The 18450-nt window shown below is 65.8% G+C and carries 13 protein-coding genes; 11 read left to right on the top strand and 2 right to left on the bottom strand.

Features of this window, described 5'->3' with window-relative positions; all coding sequences use genetic code 11:
• The 6 genes from A8G08_RS05895 to A8G08_RS27925 form a co-directional block, all read left to right on the top strand.
• Positions 1-1987 (top strand): xanthine dehydrogenase family protein molybdopterin-binding subunit (locus A8G08_RS05895; protein ID WP_068271437.1); only part of this gene is annotated, 1987 nt, incomplete at its 5' end.
• A complete protein-coding gene (locus tag A8G08_RS05890; RefSeq protein ID WP_068271441.1) occupies positions 1984-2838 on the top strand; it encodes an FAD binding domain-containing protein in 855 nt (284 codons plus the stop codon). The genes A8G08_RS05895 and A8G08_RS05890, both read left to right, overlap by 4 nt.
• A 1-nt stretch (position 2839) precedes the next feature.
• On the top strand, positions 2840-3529 hold the full coding sequence (locus A8G08_RS05885; protein WP_068271435.1) for an SRPBCC family protein: 690 nt from the start codon (positions 2840-2842) through the stop codon (positions 3527-3529).
• A gap of 248 nt (positions 3530-3777) precedes the next feature.
• The gene (locus A8G08_RS05880) at positions 3778-4092 is read left to right on the top strand and encodes an MmcQ/YjbR family DNA-binding protein (RefSeq protein WP_068271433.1); all 315 of its coding nucleotides are present in this window, start codon (positions 3778-3780) and stop codon (positions 4090-4092) included.
• A gap of 18 nt (positions 4093-4110) precedes the next feature.
• Positions 4111-4791, top strand: a complete 681-nt coding sequence (rpe, locus tag A8G08_RS05875; RefSeq protein ID WP_068271430.1) for a ribulose-phosphate 3-epimerase — start codon at positions 4111-4113, stop codon at positions 4789-4791.
• Positions 4792-4834: 43 nt separating this feature from the next.
• Positions 4835-5767, top strand: coding sequence for an LppM family (lipo)protein (locus A8G08_RS27925; RefSeq protein ID WP_187344435.1), 933 nt, complete (start codon positions 4835-4837; stop codon positions 5765-5767).
• Here A8G08_RS27925 and A8G08_RS05865 read toward each other — a convergent pair.
• Positions 5764-6171 (bottom strand): ACT domain-containing protein, encoded by a 408-nt coding sequence (locus tag A8G08_RS05865; RefSeq protein ID WP_068271425.1) that lies wholly within the window; start codon positions 6169-6171, stop codon positions 5764-5766. The two genes, A8G08_RS27925 and A8G08_RS05865, sit on opposite strands and share 4 nt — an antisense overlap.
• A 73-nt stretch (positions 6172-6244) precedes the next feature.
• Here A8G08_RS05865 and ribD point away from each other — a divergent pair, with 73 nt between their 5' ends.
• Complete coding sequence (ribD, locus tag A8G08_RS05860; RefSeq protein ID WP_068271438.1) at positions 6245-7264, top strand: bifunctional diaminohydroxyphosphoribosylaminopyrimidine deaminase/5-amino-6-(5-phosphoribosylamino)uracil reductase RibD; 1020 nt, start codon at positions 6245-6247, stop codon at positions 7262-7264.
• Between the two features lie 7 nt (positions 7265-7271).
• A complete protein-coding gene (locus A8G08_RS05855) occupies positions 7272-7886 on the top strand; it encodes a riboflavin synthase (protein ID WP_068271420.1) in 615 nt (204 codons plus the stop codon).
• 139 nt (positions 7887-8025) lie between these two features.
• Here A8G08_RS05855 and A8G08_RS05850 read toward each other — a convergent pair whose 3' ends face one another.
• Positions 8026-8391 (bottom strand): hypothetical protein, encoded by a 366-nt coding sequence (locus A8G08_RS05850; protein ID WP_068271418.1) that lies wholly within the window; start codon positions 8389-8391, stop codon positions 8026-8028.
• A gap of 792 nt (positions 8392-9183) precedes the next feature.
• On the opposite strand from A8G08_RS05850, the gene A8G08_RS05845 reads away from it, so the two are divergent.
• The 3 genes from A8G08_RS05845 to A8G08_RS05830 all read left to right on the top strand — a co-directional run.
• Positions 9184-9612 carry a PPOX class F420-dependent oxidoreductase gene (locus A8G08_RS05845; RefSeq protein WP_068271414.1) on the top strand — a complete coding sequence of 143 codons (429 nt, stop codon included), beginning with the start codon at positions 9184-9186 and terminating at the stop codon, positions 9610-9612.
• Entirely contained in the window at positions 9613-10365 is a 753-nt protein-coding gene (cobM, locus tag A8G08_RS05840) for a precorrin-4 C(11)-methyltransferase (RefSeq protein WP_068271412.1), read from the top strand.
• Positions 10366-10665: 300 nt separating this feature from the next.
• A partial coding sequence (locus tag A8G08_RS05830) for an amino acid adenylation domain-containing protein (RefSeq protein ID WP_169823268.1) occupies positions 10666-18450 on the top strand: 7785 nt, incomplete at its 3' end.

Genomic DNA, 18450 nt, shown 5'->3' with positions numbered 1-18450 from the left:
CGATATCGACTACGAAGACCTGCCGGTGGTGCTGGATCTCGCCGCTGCGGCCCAGGACGGCTCCGAGCTGGTGCACCCGGACCTCGGCACGAACATCAGCGCCGTGTGGACGTTCGACTCCGGCGAGGCGGGCACCGGCGGCAATGTGGAAGACGCCATCCGGGACGCCGAGGTACTCATCGAACGAACCTTCCGCCAGCAGCGGCTGATCCCGGCGTTCATGGAACCGCGTTCGGTCCTCGTCGATCCGACCGGCGCGCAGATCACGGTGTGGTCGGCCACGCAGATCCCGCACATTCTCCGGCTCATGCTCGCGATGACCCTTGGCATCCCCGAGCACAAGGTGCGTGTCATCGCCCCCGATGTCGGCGGCGGGTTCGGTGGCAAGTTGCAGGTCACTCCCGAGGAACTGCTCACGCTTGTTGTCGCGCGCCGGCTCGGAAAGCCGGTGAAGTACACCGAAACTCGCAGCGAGACGATGCTCGCCGCGCATCACGGGCGCGATCAGATCCAGAAGCTCACCCTGTCGGCCAAGCGGGACGGCACGGTCACCGGGATGAAGGTGGAACTGACCGCCGGAATGGGCGCTTACCTCCGGCTTGTCACCTCGGGTGTGCCGATCCTCGGCGCGTTCATGTTCAACGGGATCTACAAGTTCCCGGCCTATCACTTCACGTGCACCAACGTGTTCACCAATCAGGTGCCCACCGATGCCTATCGAGGCGCCGGCCGGCCGGAGGCCACGTTCGCCATCGAGCGAATGATGGACGAACTCGCTGTCGAGCTGTCGATGGATCCGCTCGAGATACGCGAAAAGAACTGGATCAAGCACGAGGAGTTCCCGTTCGACACGATCTGCGGGCTCACCTACGACTCGGGTAATTACGAGGCGGCGACCGCCAAGGCCAAGGAGCTGTTCGACTACGACGGCCTGCGTCGCGAACAAGCAGAGCGCCGCGAGCGCGGTGACACCGTGCAACTCGGCCTCGGCGTCTCGACGTTCACCGAGATGTGCGGTCTGGCGCCGTCCCGCGTGCTCGGCTCGCTCTCCTACGGAGCTGGCGGCTGGGAGCACGCCGCGATCCGGATGCTTCCCACCGGCAAGGTCGAGGTTGTCACCGGGTCGTCGGCGCACGGGCAGGGGCACGAGACCGCGTGGAGTCAGATCGTCGCTGATCAGCTCGGTATCCCGTTCGAGGACATCGAGGTGCTGCACGGTGACACCCAGACCTCGCCTCGAGGCCTGGACACGTACGGGTCACGCTCGTTGGCGGTCGGCGCGATCGCGGTGGTGAAGGCCGCCGAGAAGGTGGTCGGCAAGGCCCGCCCGATCGCAGCGCACATGCTCGAGGCGTCGCCCGATGATCTCGAGTTCACCGGCGGACAGTTCCGGGTCGCTGGTACCGAGAAGGCTGTCGGGATCGCGGATGTGGCGCTCGCCGTGTTCGCGGCACACGACCTGCCCGAAGGGGTGGAGCCGAACCTGGATTCGGAAGCCACGTACGACCCGGACAACTTCTCGTTCCCGCACGGCACCCACCTGTGCGCGGTCGAGGTCGACACCGAGACCGGGTTCGTGAAGATCCGCAAGTACGTGTGCGTCGACGACGTCGGGCATGTGGTCAACCCGCTCATCGTCGAAGGCCAGGTACACGGGGGCTTGGCCCAAGGTATCGCGCAGGCGCTCTACGAAGACGCGGTGTACGACGAGACGGGCACGCTGCTGTCCGGGTCGTTCGCCGAGTACCTCGTGCCAGGTTCGCCCGACCTACCGACCTTCGTCACCGACCGCACCGAAACCCCGGCGACTGGAAACCCGTTGGGTGTCAAGGGAGTTGGTGAGGCAGGCACGATCGCGTCCACCCCGGCGGTGGTGAACTCGGTCATCGACGCGGTGCGCCACCTCGGCGTCAAGGACATCGAGATGCCATGCAGTCCCATGCGGGTATGGAAAGCGATCAACTCGACGAGCGGGGGCGCGCAATGATTCCGGCCAGCTTCGAATACGTCGCACCGACCACCCTGGACGAGGCGGTGTCGGCGTTGTCCAGTGCGGGGGAGGACGCCAAGATCATCGCGGGCGGCCAGAGCCTGATGCCGGTGCTCCGGCTGCGCATGGCCGCGCCCACGACGGTCGTGGACCTCGGCCGGATCGAGGAATTGCGCGGCATCCACGAGGACGGCGACTCTGTGGTGATCGGTGCGATGACGACGCATCACGAGGTCGAGCGAAACCAGCTGCTCGCCGAGCATGCCGCATTGCTGTCCGAGTGCGCGAAAACGGTTGCAGACCCGCAGATTCGGCATCGCGGAACGCTCGGCGGTGCGCTTGCGCACGCCGATCCCGCCGGTGATCTCAGCGCTGCCTCGGTAGCACTGGACGCCTCGCTCACGATTGTGGGTCCGGGCGGGCAGCGCACCCTCGCTGCGGCCGATTTCTTCACCGACTTGTTCACCACCGCACTGGAACCCGACGAGATCCTGGTCTACATCCGGGTTCCGAAGCACACCGGTTGGGCGGCGCACTACGAGAAGTTCCACCGGGTGTCGCAGAGTTGGTCGATGGTCGGCGTAGCGGCGACCCTCGATGTGGATGGCGGTGTCATCCGCAAGGCGGCGGTCGCGCTCACCAACATGGCTGCGGTACCGGTGCGGGCCCGAGGCGTTGAGGAGGCGTTGGTCGGCCAATCGGCCAATATCGACGTGATTCGGGCGGCGGCCGACCACGCCGCAGAGGGCACGAATCCGATCAGCGACGAGAACGCCGATGCGGAGTACCGTACGCATTTGGCCAAGGTGCTTACGCGCCGCGCTGTCGTCACTGCTGCGGGGGTTTGAGATGGAACTGGAACACACGCTGTCGATCGATGCACCGATTACCGACGTATGGGCGGCGCTGATCGACCCGGCGCAGGTCGTTGCGTGCATGCCCGGTGCGACCCTCGGCAATGTCGACGGGGAGACCTTCGACGGGCAGATCAAGGTGAAGATAGGCCCGGTTGCGCTGCTGTACAAGGGCGTCGGCACGTTTGTCGAGAAGGACGAGGCTGCACGCAAGGTCGGGCTCGAGGCGAACGCCAAGGACTCGCGTGGCAACGGCACCGCGAAGGTCGGTATCGCGATCACGCTCACCGAGGACGGGGACAAGACGATCGGCAAGGTCGTCACCGATCTGGCGGTCACCGGTAAGCCGGCGCAGTTCGGCCGCGGCATGCTCTCCGATGTCGGAGGCAAGATCATCGAGCAGTTCGCCGATTGCCTGTCGAACAAACTGTCGGCACCGGCGGCGGACCCGGAGCCTGCCGCGGACCAGACTGACGCGGTGACCGGTTCGGCGCCACAAGCCGAGACCGAGGCACCCGGCGCGGCGTCCGCGCCGTCCCAAGCGCAGCAGCCGCAGCAGGAAGCCGAAGCGCTCGACCTCATGCAGTACGCGGGCGGCTCGGTCGCCAAGCGGCTGGGTCCGGTCATCGCCGCACTGGTTGCGGGGGCGGTGCTCTTCGTGGTGTTGCGCCGCCTGCGCCGCTGACCTCGGTCCGTATCTGTACGAAAAGTGTTCCCGGGTGCGAAGTTTCGCCCCCGGGATCATTTTGTTGCGCTCCCGTTCCGCAGTGATCACGAGCAAATGGCCGCCTGCGGCGGCATTTCAGGGGCCATTTGTTCGGTCTCGCGACACCGAACAGATGGCCGCATTCCGGGCCATCTGCTCGTGATCACGGCGAGAGCGGTTCCCATTTGTGCAAGGCCAGCACCCGGACGCGGCGCAGAATTGGGTACATGGCGATCACCTGGGAAGAAGTCGTCGACCTCGCGTCCAGCTGGCCCGGCGTCGAGGAGTCGACGTGGTACCGCACGCCCGCGCTCAAGGTCCGGGGCAAGGGCGTGGCGCGGCTGCGTACCGACGCGGAGGGCGGGCTGATGGTCAAATGCAGCCTGAGCGAGAAGGAGGCGATGCTCGCCGCCGGTAATCCCGCCTTCTTCACGACCCCGCACTACGACGGCTACGGCGCCATTCTGGTGGATCTCGACAAGGTGGACCGTGATCAGCTGACCGAGCTGCTCGAGGAGGCATGCCGTGAGCGGTCGCGCTGAGCGCCTATTATTTCGCGTGTGTCCAAGCCACTGATTGCACCGTCCATCCTGTCCGCCGATTTCTCCCGCCTCGCCGATGAGGCCCGCGCGGTCGAGGGAGCGGACTGGCTGCACGTGGACGTCATGGACGCACATTTCGTGCCCAACCTGACTCTCGGTTTGCCAGTGGTGGAGAGCCTGCTGAAGGCGACCGATATTCCCATCGACTGCCACCTGATGATCGAGGATCCGGCGCGTTGGGCGCCGCCGTACGCAGAGGCCGGGGCCTACAACGTCACCTTCCACGCCGAGGCGACCGACGACCCGGTCGCGGTGGGCCGGGACATTCGCGCCGCGGGCGCGAAGGCGGGCCTGAGCATCAAGCCGAACACCCCGATCGAGCCGTACCTCGAGATCTTGCGCGAGTTCGACACGCTTCTCGTCATGAGTGTTGAGCCCGGTTTCGGTGGCCAATCGTTCATCGCCAGCGTGCTCGAGAAGGCGAAGGCGGTGCGCCGCTTGGTCGATTCGGGCGAGCTGCGCCTGCTCGTCGAGATCGACGGCGGCATCAACGACGACACCGTCGAGGCAGCTGCCGAGGCCGGGGTGGACTGCTTTGTCGCCGGCTCCGCGGTGTACGGCGCGGCGAACCCCGCCGCGGCCGTGGAGGCGTTGCGCCGCAAGGCCGCAACTGCTTCGCCGCATCTGTCGCTCGGCTAACAATGAGCGCGCAAATCGGGCGAATCCCTGCCATCATTGTCCGATGACGCGTGCCTGGCAGCGCTGGGTCCTGCCACTTCTACTATTGCCCTTGGTCTTTGTCCTCTCCGGCTGCGTGCGAATCTTGATCGACGCCGAAGTGAAGAGCGACGACACCGTCTCCGGCACGATCGTTTTCGGTCTGCAGGACGAGATGATGGATGCCGTCCCACCCGAGGAACAGGGATCGGGATCCCTCCAGGACGAGATGGTCAGCGAAGGCTGTGACCTGCCGGGCGCAGAGTCCGAACCCTATGCGCAGGGCGGCTACAGCGGCATCAAGTGCACCTTCGAGAATGTCCCGCTCGACGAATTCAGCGGCGGCACCGATGGCGACCTTTCGATCACCCGCACGGGCGATACCTACGCCATGAACGGCACGCTGGATCTGGCAGACACCGCACCGTCCGAGGGTGACGACAACTTCAATATGACCGAGCTTCTCGACAGCGCGGACATCCGGCTCACGTTCACCTTCCCGGGCGAGGTGACCGATACGAACGGTGAGTTGAGCAACGACAACCGCACGGTCACGTTCACGCCGAACGACCAAGGAGTGGTCGAGGTAGCGGCCTCGGCAAGCGCCGAGGACGAGGGATCGTCGGGTAATTGGCTGCTCTGGGTGCTGCTGGCTGTTGCCGTCGTTGTGTTTGCGGTGATCGTGGTGGTTGCGCTCCTGCTGGTCCTGCGGCGCGGAAAGAACAAGCCGCCGCACGATCCGAATGCGGGCCCGCCCGGGTACGGCCCGCCCGGCCCGTATGGCTACGGACGACCGCCGGGCGCAGAGCCCATTCGCCCGCCGCCGGGTGCGCAGGATTACGGACGACCGCCGGGCGCAGAGCCTATTCGCCCGCCGCAGTCGGGTTATGGACCACCACCCGGTCAGCAGGGACCGCCTTATGGGCCTCCGCCGGAAGGTGGCAGGCAGGGCAGTTAGCGGGCGCGGGGCGAACGTCGGCCCATCCGTTCCAAGATGGCCATCGCCGCCTCCGCCCGGTCGGCGTCGACCAGGATGTGGTCGTGGTGATAGCCGGCGAGCACGTTGCAGCTGATTCCGGCATCGGCCAACGCGGAACTGAATGTGGCGGTCAGCCCGATCGCGTCGAGCGCCGAATGCACGGTGAGCGTGATCCACCGCGCGACGAACTCGTATTCGAAGGAATGCGCGTCCGCGACCGCGCGGTGCAGCACCAGCGTCGAGCCCTCGTCTTCGTCGATTCGTGCACGCGCGGGGATGGCGTCGCCCTGCTCGGGCGGCACGGACACAAAAACGAACTCCCCCTCGAGCAATCGTGGGTTGGACTCCGCCAGCAGTTTTCTCAGATCCCGCTCACCGGCCACGCCCGGATTTTCCCACTTCCAGGGCGGTTAGACTCCGGGTGTGGCGATCCCGGAAACCGCGTTGCACGCGGCGATGCGCTCGGCGATCGAAGCATCCGAATCGGTCCGCGGCACCACCAGCCCCAATCCGCCCGTCGGAGCGGTCATTCTCGACACGGAAGGCAACCCGGTCGGTGTCGGCGCGACGCTGCCCCCGGGCGGAGCGCATGCCGAGGTTTCGGCGATCTCCGCGGCAGGGGAGCGGGCCCGGGGCGGTACCGCAGTCGTCACGCTCGAGCCCTGCAACCACACCGGCCGAACGCCGCCGTGTTCTCAGGCGCTGATCGAGGCCGGTGTCGCGGCGGTCTACTTCGCCGTCGGCGACCCGAATCCGCTGGCCCGCGGCGGTGCCGAGACCCTCGCAGCGGCCGGGATCGAGGTACACCGGGGACTGCTTGCCGAGGAGGTGGCCGGCGGCCCGCTGCGCGCGTGGCTGCACCGCCAGAAGCACGGTCGGCCGCATGTCACCTGGAAGCTGGCCTCCAGCCTGGACGGCCGCAGCGCGGCAGCCGATGGCACCAGTCAATGGATCACCGGGCCGCTGGCCCGTGCGCGAGTGCACGCGGAGCGAGCGAAGCTCGACGCGATCATCGTCGGGACCGGCACGGTACTTGCCGACGATCCATGGCTGACCGCGCGACTGCCGGACGGTTCACTCGCCGCGCACCAACCGCTGCGGGTGGTCGTCGGTGTTGGTGAGATTCCTGCCACAGCCCGCGTCCTCGACGATGCCGCGCCGACGTTGCGGCTGCGCACCCGCAACCCCGACGAAGTGATAGCTGCGCTCTCCGATCACGTCGACATTTTGCTCGAGGGCGGGCCGACGCTGGCCGGTGCTTTCCTGGCTGCCCGCCGCGTCGACCGGATCCAGGCCTACATCGCGCCGATCCTGCTCGGGCAGGGGGCGGCCGCGTTGCACGATGCCGGGGTCGGCAATATCGAGCAGGCTGTGCGTTTCGACCGCGAGAGCCTCGAGACGATCGGACCCGACATTCTGCTCAGCCTGGTGCCGGGCGGCACCGGCACCACCGAGACCCTGACCGACAAGGAGTAACGACACAGTGTTCACGGGCATCGTCGAAGAGCTGGGTGAAGTTGTCGCCAAAGAAGATCTCGGTGACGCGGCACGCTTCACCCTGCGCGGAGAATTGGTGACTTCCGATGCGGGACATGGTGATTCGATCGCGGTCAACGGCGTTTGTCTGACCGTCGTCGACGTGCTCGCGGGTGGATCATTCACCGCCGACGTGATGGCGGAGACGCTGAAGCGGTCCAGCCTCGGTGCACTCGAAGTGGGCAGTCGGGTCAACCTCGAGCGCGCCGCGGCCGTGAACAGCCGCCTCGGTGGCCACTTGGTGCAGGGCCACGTCGATGCGACCGGTCACATCGTTTCGCGGTCACCATCCGAGCACTGGGAGGTGGTGCGGGTCGCGCTGCCGGCGGAGATCGCTCGATACGTGGTGGAGAAGGGGTCGATCACGGTTGACGGGATCTCGCTGACCGTGTCCGGGCTCGGCACCGACGGCACCGAGAACGGTGACTGGTTCGAGGTTTCGCTCATTCCGACCACGCTCGACCTCACAACGCTCGGCCGTTCGCCGGTCGGTACGCCGGTGAACCTGGAGGTGGATGTGATCGCGAAGTATGTCGAGCGTTTGAATCAATACAAGGCCTGACCTATCAGCTGATTACCGGATATGATCACCGGGAAGTGCTGTGCCGTAACGTATTCGGTCTGCCGTCAGGAAACGGAGAAAACGTTCCAGAGATTGAATGGCGAAAATCTCTGGAACATTTCTGTGGGGCCGTGTTCGGTTATTGGGCCCAGTGCGTGGTCTCCGGCGGTGCGATATGGGTCTGAGTGACGTCTACGAGGGTGGCCAGCGCCGCGGGACCGCCGACGGCCACGGTGCCGATCGCACCGCCCAGTGCCGCGCCGGTGGCGGCGCCGGCGACACAGCCCGGCACGGAGCCAGCAACGCCGCCGATGATGCACCCGGCGACAAGGCCGACGCCGGTGCCGGCGAGGGTGCCGCCGATCGTGGCCGCTCCGGTGATGGTGTTGAAGTTGTCGAGCGAGGCCTTGTTCTCGGCCGGGGAGGCTGCGGTGGCGGTGCCGGTACCCAGCAGGGTGGCTGCTGCGGTGCCGATAAGGGCGAGTGTAGTGAGAGATTTCTTCATGGTGGGTTGTCTCCTTCTTCTTGGTGGGTGTTTCCTGTTGGGTTCAGGGCGATCAGGTATTTCGTGGTGGAGGGACGTCCCGCGGGACCTCGCGTCCGCCATCCGCGTCACCGCCGGTCGCGAGCATGCTGGGGTGTCGAAAGCTGCAGTCACCTAACGCCATTGGCGGCGTCGTTGGCAGTGTCGATATAGCCACGACGAGTTCGCGATTCGGATGGGTGGCTGCGATTCTCGCGGGTTTCGGTACGGCGACAGAAAACCGTGCTGGTCGCGCGTATCGAAGGAACGGACGGCGGCTTCCACTCTCACTGTCCAGTCGGGAGGGTGGGTTGGGTCAGGGTCCATACCCCGGGCGGACCTGATGAACACAGCCGACTTCGTCGAACCACGAAGGTTCGCGGCGGTAGCGCTCGGCAACTACGGGTCTAAACAGGCTGCAAATCCTCTGCGTGCACGCCGTGACCACCAGGCGAGCAGATCAGTTTCTGGGTTGTATGCGCGTCGCGGTCGTCATCGAAACGGCCACGATACGTCGTTATGACGGAAACCTCCTATCTTGTCTGTGATATCCACCATGTTGATCGGATCGGGCATACCCGGTGTTCCGGGGACGAAGTCACCGATTGTGTGGACGGAAGACCCTAGTGGATCACCCGCAGCCATGCGCAGGCGTCTCCGTCAGTGAGGTGTGCAGTGTCTAGCGAACCGGAACGGGCCGCCCAGTCCGAACATCAACTCGATCGGTGGCACGCTGTAGCGAACTCCTGCTATACGACAAGTAGGCTGATTCAAGTGTCCAGCCTGACCGATGTCCGTGTCCGTGAGTTCCTTACTCACGGCACTCGCACCGCCAAGCTGGCTTTCACCGCCGCCGACGGGCGCCCGCTCGTCGCCCCGGTGTGGTTCGTGCTCGAAGGCGACGACCTGGTCTTCAACACCAACAGCCGAACCGCGAAGGGTCGGGCGCTGCTCCGAGATCCGCGGGTCGCGATCTGCGTCGACCTCGACGAGCCGCCGTACGCCTTCGTCCAAGTGCAAGGTGTCGCTGAGGTGTCCAAGGACCCCGACGAACTGCTGCGCACCGCGACCGACATCGGCCGTCGCTATATGGGCGCCGATCGCGCCGAGGAGTTCGGCCGTCGCAACGGCGTCCCCGGTGAGTTCGTCGTGCGGGTGCGCGTGACGAAGGTGCTCGCGAACCTCGACGTGACGGGTGAATAGGTGACAGTCCATTTCATCGGCGCCGGACCCGGTGCCGCAGACCTGCTGACCGTGCGCGCCGTCCGGCTCATCGAGACCAGCCAGGTGTGCCTGTACGCGGGTACCTATCTCGACGCGGCGGTACTCGATCACTGCCCGCCGGGCGCCACCTGCATCGATACTCAGAATCTCGACCTCGACGGGATCACCGGGCATCTGGTTGCCGCACACGAGCAGGGCCACGACGTGGCGCGGTTGTGCTCGGGTGATCCGTCTATCTACTCCGCGCTCGCGGAACAGACCCGCAGGCTCGATGCGCACGGCGTGCCTTGGGATGTCACGCCGGGTGTGCCGGCCTATGCGGCGGCCGCCGCCCGGCTCGGGGTCGAGCTGACCGTCCCCGAGGTTGTCCAGTCCGTGGTGCTCACCCGCGCCCAGGCCAGGTCCACGCCGATGCCCCAGACCGAAGCGCTGGGCAACTTCGCGCGGACGAAGGCCACGTTGGTGCTGCATCTGGCCATTCGCCATGTTCGCGCGCTCGTCGAGGACCTCATTCCCGAGTACGGCATCGATTGCCCGGTGGTGGTGGTGTACCGGGCAAGCCAACCCGGTGAACTGGTGCTGCGCGGACACCTCGGGGATATCGCCGAGCGGGTCGAAGCTGCCGGGATGCGGCAGGCCGCGGTCATCGTTGTGGGTGCTGCCGTAGGACGCGCCGCAGGTGCCGAATCCCACCTCTACGACAGCCGCCGCAACCGGATTCCCGAGGCGTGACGAGTGCCTTCCCAGAAGTTGGCCGCGCCGCCGGACGCGGCGGTAAGTTCGGTAGAGGTGATGCCGGTCGGCAGCGGTGCGCCGATCATCGCCCTGAGCTCGTCGAATCCACGGAATTCGGGCTTCGGCGCCCGGAGCCGCGAGTGTGTCTCGATTGTGTAACGCAGGCCACTCTCGACATATATACACATGGGTATTTCACACAATTTCAGCCATCAGTCCCCCGACCAGCGGCGGGACTGATGGCACGTGGGTTTCCGCAGCCGGTCGGCCGCGGTAGTCGCAGCGAGGAGTTTCGGGTTGGTTCGTAAGGGCTTCGACGGATTCGGTGACGAGACTGTCGCAGATCACGCGCAGGGCGAGCCCGAAGTTTTTCCGCTCTCCCCAGCCCAGCTCGGGCTCTGGTTCGCCCAACAGTTGATCCCGTCGGTACCGATCAACATTGCGAACTTCGTCGAACTCCATGGCGATCTCGATATCGAGCTGCTCGAGCGGGTGAGCGCCGAAGAGGGACGTGCATTCGGCTCGGTCTTCATCCGGCTTGTCGAGCGTGACGGCATTCCAGCTCAATGGGTCGACTTCGATCAGCCCGCTCCGCTGACCTACGTCGACCTCCGCTCGGAAAGCGATCCGCAGGCCGCCGCGGCCGCATGGATGCAGGCCGATATGAGTGCTCCGGTGGACCTGCTGAACGACATGCTGTGCCGGGCCGCGGCGCTTCAGCTGGGCGACCGGCACTGGTACTGGTACTCGTGCGCGCACCACATAGTGCTCGACGGTTTCGGCGCGTTGACGAACATGCAGCGGATCGCGCAGCACTACACCGCGGCCGTCGCCGGCGAGGAGATCGCGCCCAACCGTGCCCAGGACATCCGATCGCTCTACGAAGCCGAACAGACGTACCGCGGCAGCACGCGGTTCGACAAGGACGGCGAGTATTGGGCGAACCGAATCGCCGGTATCGAGAGTGGCACCAGTCTCGCCGCACGTCCGGCGCCGCCCGCTCCCAAGGCGGATGTCACCAGCGCGGCGCTGAGCGAGCTTCAGTCAGACCTCCTCGATGCCGCAGTCGCCGCGAACGACTCATCGCCCGCCGGAATCGTGCTCGCCGCATTCGCGGCCTACCTCGCGCAGTTCACCGACAGCTCGGACGTCGTCCTGAGCCTGCCGGTCGCCGCCCGCACCACCGCCGTGACGCGGCGCTCGGCCGGAATGATGTCCAACGTGGTGCCGTTGCGGGTCCAAATCGCGGACGACACCACGGTCGGTGACCTGCTCACTGCCGTTGGCGTAGAGGTCGTCGGCGCGCTTCGCCACCAGCGGTATCGGCACGAGGACATTCGCCGCGATTCGCCGGCGGACAACACCACCCGCTCGTTCTTCGGGCCGTGGGTGAACATCATGCTGTTCGACACCGAACTGAAGTTTGGTGAGATGAACGGCCAGCTCAACGTGTTGTCGACGGGCACATGCGAGGACCTCAACCTCACGTTCTACGAATCGGGCGAGGGCGGTCGGAAGACGATCGACTTCATCTCCAACCCGAACATGTACACGCTCGACGAGGCGCGTCTCCACCACGACCGGTTCATGCGCTTCCTCGAACGATTCCTCGCCGCCGAACCGAATACCCCGGTTTGGCAGATCGACGCGCTGACCTCCGACGAGCGCCACACCGCTTTGGTGGAGTGGAACGCCACCGCGGTGCACGAAGTCCCGGACGGGACGCTGCGGGATCTGCTCGATGCGCAGGCCGCGCGGACGCCGGACAACACCGCGATCGTGTTCGAGGACGAGGCACTCGATTTCGCAGAGTTCCACGCTCGTGTCAATCGACTCGCGCGCTGGCTGATCGCGGATGGCGTCGGACCGGAATCGCTGGTCGCGCTCGGTATGCGCCGGTCGCTCGATCTCGTCATCGGCATGCACGCGGTGCTGGCCGCGGGCGGTGCCTATGTGCCGATCGACCCTGACCACCCGGTGGATCGCACGAGCTACATCCTCGACGCTGCATCGCCGGTGTGCCTGCTCACCACGACTCGTGACGAATTCACGACCACGGCCCCGGTTCAGGTGGTCGAGATCGACAGGCTCGATCTCGACAGCTTTGCGACCCACCCGATCGCGGCGGCAGAGCGCCTTGCGCCGTTGCGTCCGGACAACACCGCGTACGTCATCTTCACTTCCGGCTCGACCGGCAAGCCGAAGGGTGTCGCGGTCTCGCATCGCGCGATCGTCAACCAGATGCTCTGGATGGCAGACCATTACGGGCTGAACGCAGACGATGTGTTTCTGCAGAAGACGGCCACCACGTTCGACGTGTCCCTGTACTGCTTCTTCCTGCCGTTCATCGTGGGCGCGAAGCTGATCGTCGCCGATCCGGATGGGCATCGCGATCCCCGTTATGTGGCGGACATGATCGAGCGGCACTGCGTGACGGTGACCGACTTCGTCCCGTCGATGCTGACGGTCTTCGTCTCGCACGTCCCTGCGGCCCAAATCGCAACGCTGCGACATATTTTCGCGATCGGCGAGGCACTGCCGCCGGAGACGGCGACCGCCTTCCGGATCCTGTGCGACGGCGATTTGCACAACCTGTACGGCCCCACCGAGGCCGCGGTCAGCGTCACCCATCACACCGTCTCCGAACTCGACGTCGTCACCGTGCCGATGGGCGGCGCGGAGTGGAATGTCGAACTGTTCGTTCTGGATTCGCGCCTGCGACCGGTTGCGATCGGTGCCACCGGCGAGCTTTATCTCGCCGGCCGCCAGCTCGCGCGCGGCTACTTGAACAGGCCCGACCTGAGCTCGGACCGGTTCACTGCCAACCCCTTTGGCGCACCCGGTGAGCGGATGTACCGCACCGGTGACCTGGTGCGCTGGCTGCCCCCGTCGGCCGACGAGCCGGCGAACGGCAACGCGATCGCGGAGCTCGACTACCTCGGCCGGTCCGATTTCCAGGTCAAGTTCCGCGGTCAGCGCATCGAGCTCGGCGAGATCGAATCTGCTCTGCTGCAAAATGATTCGGTGAGTCAGGCCGTCGTACTGGTGGCCGATTCGGCGACCGGGCAACATCTCGTCGGCTATGTCGTTCCTGCGCCGGGCGCGACGCCGGAGCCTCAGCAACTCATCGATGCAGCCTCGGGAGTGCTGCCGGTCTACATGGTTCCCGCGGCAATAGTGGTTCTCGCCGAGTTCCCACTCAACCCCAGCGGGAAGCTGGACCGGAAGGCTTTGCCGCAGCCGGTCTTCGCCGTCGATTCGGGACAGTATCTCGAACCGCGTACCCCCGCCGAGGAGATTGTCGCCGGCATCTTCGCCGATGTACTGGAGCAGGATCGCGTCGGCGCCGAAGACAACTTCTTCTCCCTCGGCGGTAACTCGCTCGTCGCAGCCAGGTTGGTCGCCCGCGTGGACGAGGTGTTCGGCACGAGGATCGGCGTGCGCGCGATCTTCGAGTCGCCCACGGTCGCCGGACTGGCTGCCCGTGCGGAATCTGCTGCGCGCGAAGGTGATTCGTCCTTCGGCCTGCGGACAGTGACGCGTCCGGATCGGGTACCACTGTCCTACGCGCAGCAGCGCATGTGGTTCCTGAACCGCTACGACGCCGAGTCCTCCGCGTACAACCTGCCGGTGGTGATCCGGCTTGCCGGCGAACTCGATGTCGCGGCGCTGCGTGCGGCGCTCGGTGACGTCCTGGCGCGGCACGAGTCGCTGCGCACGCGGTACCCCGAGCACGATGGCGTGCCCTACCAGTTGGTCGTGACCGCCGAGGAAGCGGCGCCGGCGCTCGAGCCGGTGTCCGTCGCTTTCGACGGATCACACAGTGTCCTAGCGGAATTCGTTTCGGCTGGGTTCGACGTGGCAGAGCAGATACCGTTCCGCGCGGGGCTGTTCCGCATCTCGGCGACCGAACATGTCCTCGCGGTAGTGGCGCACCACATCAGTGCGGACGGTTGGTCCATGGGACCGCTGGCGCGAGACATGGTGATGGCGTACAGCGCGCGTTCGGCGCAAGCGGCCCCGGCCTGGACGCCGTTGCCGGTGCAATACGCCGATTTCGCCGTGTGGCAGCGCCAGGTGCTTGGCTCGGAAAGCGATCCGAGCAGTGTCCTGTCGGCACAGGCCGAGTACTGGCGGTCGACTTTGGCCGGTATCCCCGACGAATTGGGTTTGCCCACGGATCGGCTTCGCCCGAACGTGCAGTCCTTTGCCGGTGGGCGCGTCGACTTCTCGATCGAATCCGATCTGCGTTCGGCGCTTTCCGGGATTGCCCGGGACAACGGCGCGACAGAGTTCATGGTGGTGCACGCCGCGTTGGCGTTGTTGCTGGCGCGCATCTCGGCCACCGACGACGTCGCAATCGGAACGCCGATCGCAGGCCGAGGCGAGCGTGATCTCGATGATCTGATCGGCATGTTCGTCAACACGCTCGTGCTTCGTAGCCGAGTGGAACCCGGCATGACGTTCCTGCAGTTCTTGCAGCAGGTTCGGGAGACCGACCTCCGGGCATTTGCCAATGCTGACCTACCGTTCGAACGACTGGTGGAACTGCTGCATCCGCAGCGGTCGGCCTCCCGGCATCCGCTGTTCCAGGTGGCCCTCTCGTTCGAGAACCTGCCCCCGATCAATGCCGAGCTGCCGGGCTTGAGTCTGAGCCAGGTGGACCTCGCTGCCGAACTCGCGCGCTTCGACCTGGAGCTGACGCTGCGGGAATCCGAGGGCGGCGGCATGGCTGCGTCGCTGAGCTACGCGCGCGACTTGTTCGACGAATCCACCGTCCGGGGATTTGCGGACCGATTCATTCTGTTGCTCAACACCATTGTGGCGCAGTCGGATACCGCGATCGGTGATCTGCCGGTGCTCTCCAATGTCGAATACACGTTGCTCACGCAGGTGGACGGCGATGCCGGTGTGGAGCGTGAACTGTTTGCAGATCTGTTGACCCGGGCGGTCGCCTTGGATCCGGACAAGACTGCAGTTCGCTACGCGGGACGGTCGATCAGCTACCGGGAGTTGGACGAGTATTCCTCGCGCTTGGCCGGGGTGCTCATCGACCGGGGTGTGGGCCCGGAGACGTTGGTGGCGTTGGCGTTGCCGCGCTCCTACGAGATGGTCGCGGCAGTGTGGGCGGTGGCAAAGGCCGGCGGCGCACACATCCCGGTTGATCCGAACTATCCGGCCGACCGGGTCGCCTACATGCTGACCGATTCCAGCGCGGTGCTGGGTATCACTGCCACCGCGCAGGTCGATGGTCTGCCCGGTGACGTCGAGTGGCTGGTGCTCGATACACCCGGCACCGACGAGATGTTGGCCGGGTACCCGCCGGTGCGGCCGGTCCCTGCGGCGCCGGTTCGCCCCGGCAACACGGCGTACGTGATCTACACCTCCGGCTCGACGGGACGCCCGAAGGGTGTCGCGGTGACGCATGGCGGTTTGGCTGCGCTGACGGAGTACGCGACCGGTTTGTATGGGGTGGAATCGGATTCGCGATTCCTGCATGTGTGTTCGCCGAGTTTCGACCCGTCGGTGTTGGAGTGGACGGCGACGTTCTCGCGTGGGGCAACTCTGGTGATCGTGCCTGCTGGGGTGATCGGCGGACCGGAGTTGATCGATTTGCTGGTCACCGAGCGCGTGACGCACGGGATGATCACCCCGGCAGTGCTGGGCACGATGGATCCGGCGATGTTGCCGGAGCTCGTCATGGTGCAGACCGGTGGAGATGTGTGCACGCCGGAGGTGGCGGCGCGCTGGGCCCCGGGGCGTCGGTTCTTCAACGGATACGGTCCTACCGAGACCACGATCATCTCGTCGTATGCGAAGCTCGAAGCCGGTGCGGCGGTGACGATCGGAACTCCGGTCCCCGGCACGTCCGCGCTGGTGCTCGACGATCGGCTCCATCCGGTGCCGGTCGGGGTCGCCGGCGAGCTGTACCTCTGGGGAGGCGCACTCGCGCGCGGCTATCACGCTCGACCGGGACAGACCGCGGGCAGATTTGTGCCGAGTCCGTGGGGAGCGCCGGGTGCGCGGATGTACCGCACCGGCGACGTCGTGCGCTGGAACGCCGTCGACAGTGCGCCCTCGCTGGGCGACCCGAGCACGGCAACACTGGAACTCGAGTACGTCGGGCGTAGCGACTTCCAGGTCAAGGTGCGCGGTTACCGCATCGAACTCGGAGAGATCGACGCGGCGGTCGCCGCACATCCGGATGTCGACTTCGCCACGACCGTGGCGCATCAGACCGCATCCGGTGCGACCATGCTGGTCACCTACGTCACCCCGCAGCGCGGCCGGTCTGTCGATACGAACGATGTGACCTTCTTCGTCGCCCGGTCGTTGCCCAGCCATATGGTGCCCGCATCGGTGGTCGTCATCGATTCGGTTCCGCTCACGCCGGTCGGCAAACTGGACCGCAAGGCGCTGCCGGCGCCCGTGTTCGAGACGCGCGAGTTCCGGGCACCGAGCACCCCGATCGAGGAGATCGTCGCCGGCATCTTCACCGAGGTTCTCGGTGTCAACCGAGTTGGCGCAGACGACGACTTCTTCGAACTCGGCGGAAACTCGTTGAGCGCCACCCAGGTTGCCTCGCGCCTCGGTGCCGCGCTGAACGTGACTGTTCCGGTGCGGCTCGTCTTCGACGCGCCGATGGTGTCCGCGCTTGCCGCGCGCGCCGAACTCGACACGGACCGGGGCGGACGTCAGCCGCTTGTGGCAGGTGAGCGTCCGGAAGTGATGCCGCTTTCGCTTGCACAGCAGCGCATGTGGTTCCTCAACCAGTTCGACAGGTCGCTGTCGGCCGACAACATCGCCGTCGCGATCCGGCTGCGCGGCGAACTCGACATCGCCGCGATGCAGCTCGCACTCATCGACGTTATCGAGCGGCACGAATCGTTGCGGACCGTCTTCCCGTCGTCGCCGACGGGCGCCACGCAGGTAATTCTCACTGCGGCGCATGCGGTTCCGGACTTGACTCCGATCGTAGTCACGGCGGAGGAGCTGCCACGCCTGCTCGGCGAGGCGAGCATGACCAACTTCGATGTCACCAGCGAGGTTCCGCTGCATGCCGAGCTCTTCGAGCTCGACGACACCGAGCACGTGCTGATGATGGTCGTTAATCACATCTCCGCCGACGGGTGGTCGATGGGCCCGCTCGCGCGCGACGTGATGCTCGCCTACTCCGTGCGGACCGAATGGCAGCCACCGGAATGGGCGACGCTGCCGGTGCAGTACGCCGACTTTGCGCTGTGGCAGCGGGAATTGCTCGGCTCCGAGGACAATCCGGAATCGTTGATCTCGCGCCAACTCGACTACTGGACGAAGACCCTTGCCGGGTTGCCCGACGAAATCGGACTGCCCAAGGATCGGCCGCGCCCGGCGGTGGCGACTTTGGCCGGTGCCGAGGTCGGCTTCGAGATCCCGGCCGAATTGCACAAGCAGATCGACGGACTCGCACGCCGCCACAACGCCACCCGGTTCATGGTGGTGCATGCCGCGCTCGCAGTGCTGTTGGCACGGCTCTCGGACGGCGACGACATTGCGATCGGTACGCCGGTAGCGGGCCGCGGCGAGGCTGCCCTCGACGATCTGATCGGCATGTTCGTCAACACCCTGGTGCTGCGTACGGAGATTCAGCCCGCTGAATCGTTCACCGGGCTGCTCGAGCGTGTGTGTGAGTCCGACCTCGCGGCGTTCGGACATGCGGACGTACCGTTCGAGCGCCTGGTGGAGGTGCTCAATCCGGTTCGCTCCCAGGCGCGCCACCCCCTGTTCCAAGTTGGGCTGGCATTCCAGAACCTCGGTCCGGTGCGGTTCGACCTGCCCGGACTGTCGGTTGAGGGAATCGACGCACCGGTCCTGACTGCGAAGTTCGATCTGCACATCACGCTCACCGAGAATCCCGGTGACAACTCCGGCATCGCCGGTTCGATCGAATATGCGACCGACATGTTCGATGCCGCGACCGTCAGCGAGTTTGCCGCGCGTTTCGTGCGGCTCCTCGATGCGGCGGTATCCGATCCGGCTGTGCCGGTTGGCGATATCGAGTTGCTTACATCCGCCGAGCGGACGTTGGTCGTGTCCGAGTTC

The organism is Aldersonia kunmingensis (genome assembly GCF_001646865.1).
GTDB lineage: Bacteria > Actinomycetota > Actinomycetes > Mycobacteriales > Mycobacteriaceae > Aldersonia > Aldersonia kunmingensis.
The sequence above is the reverse complement of the archived record's forward strand: the minus strand, read 5'-3'. Positions and strand labels throughout refer to the sequence as shown.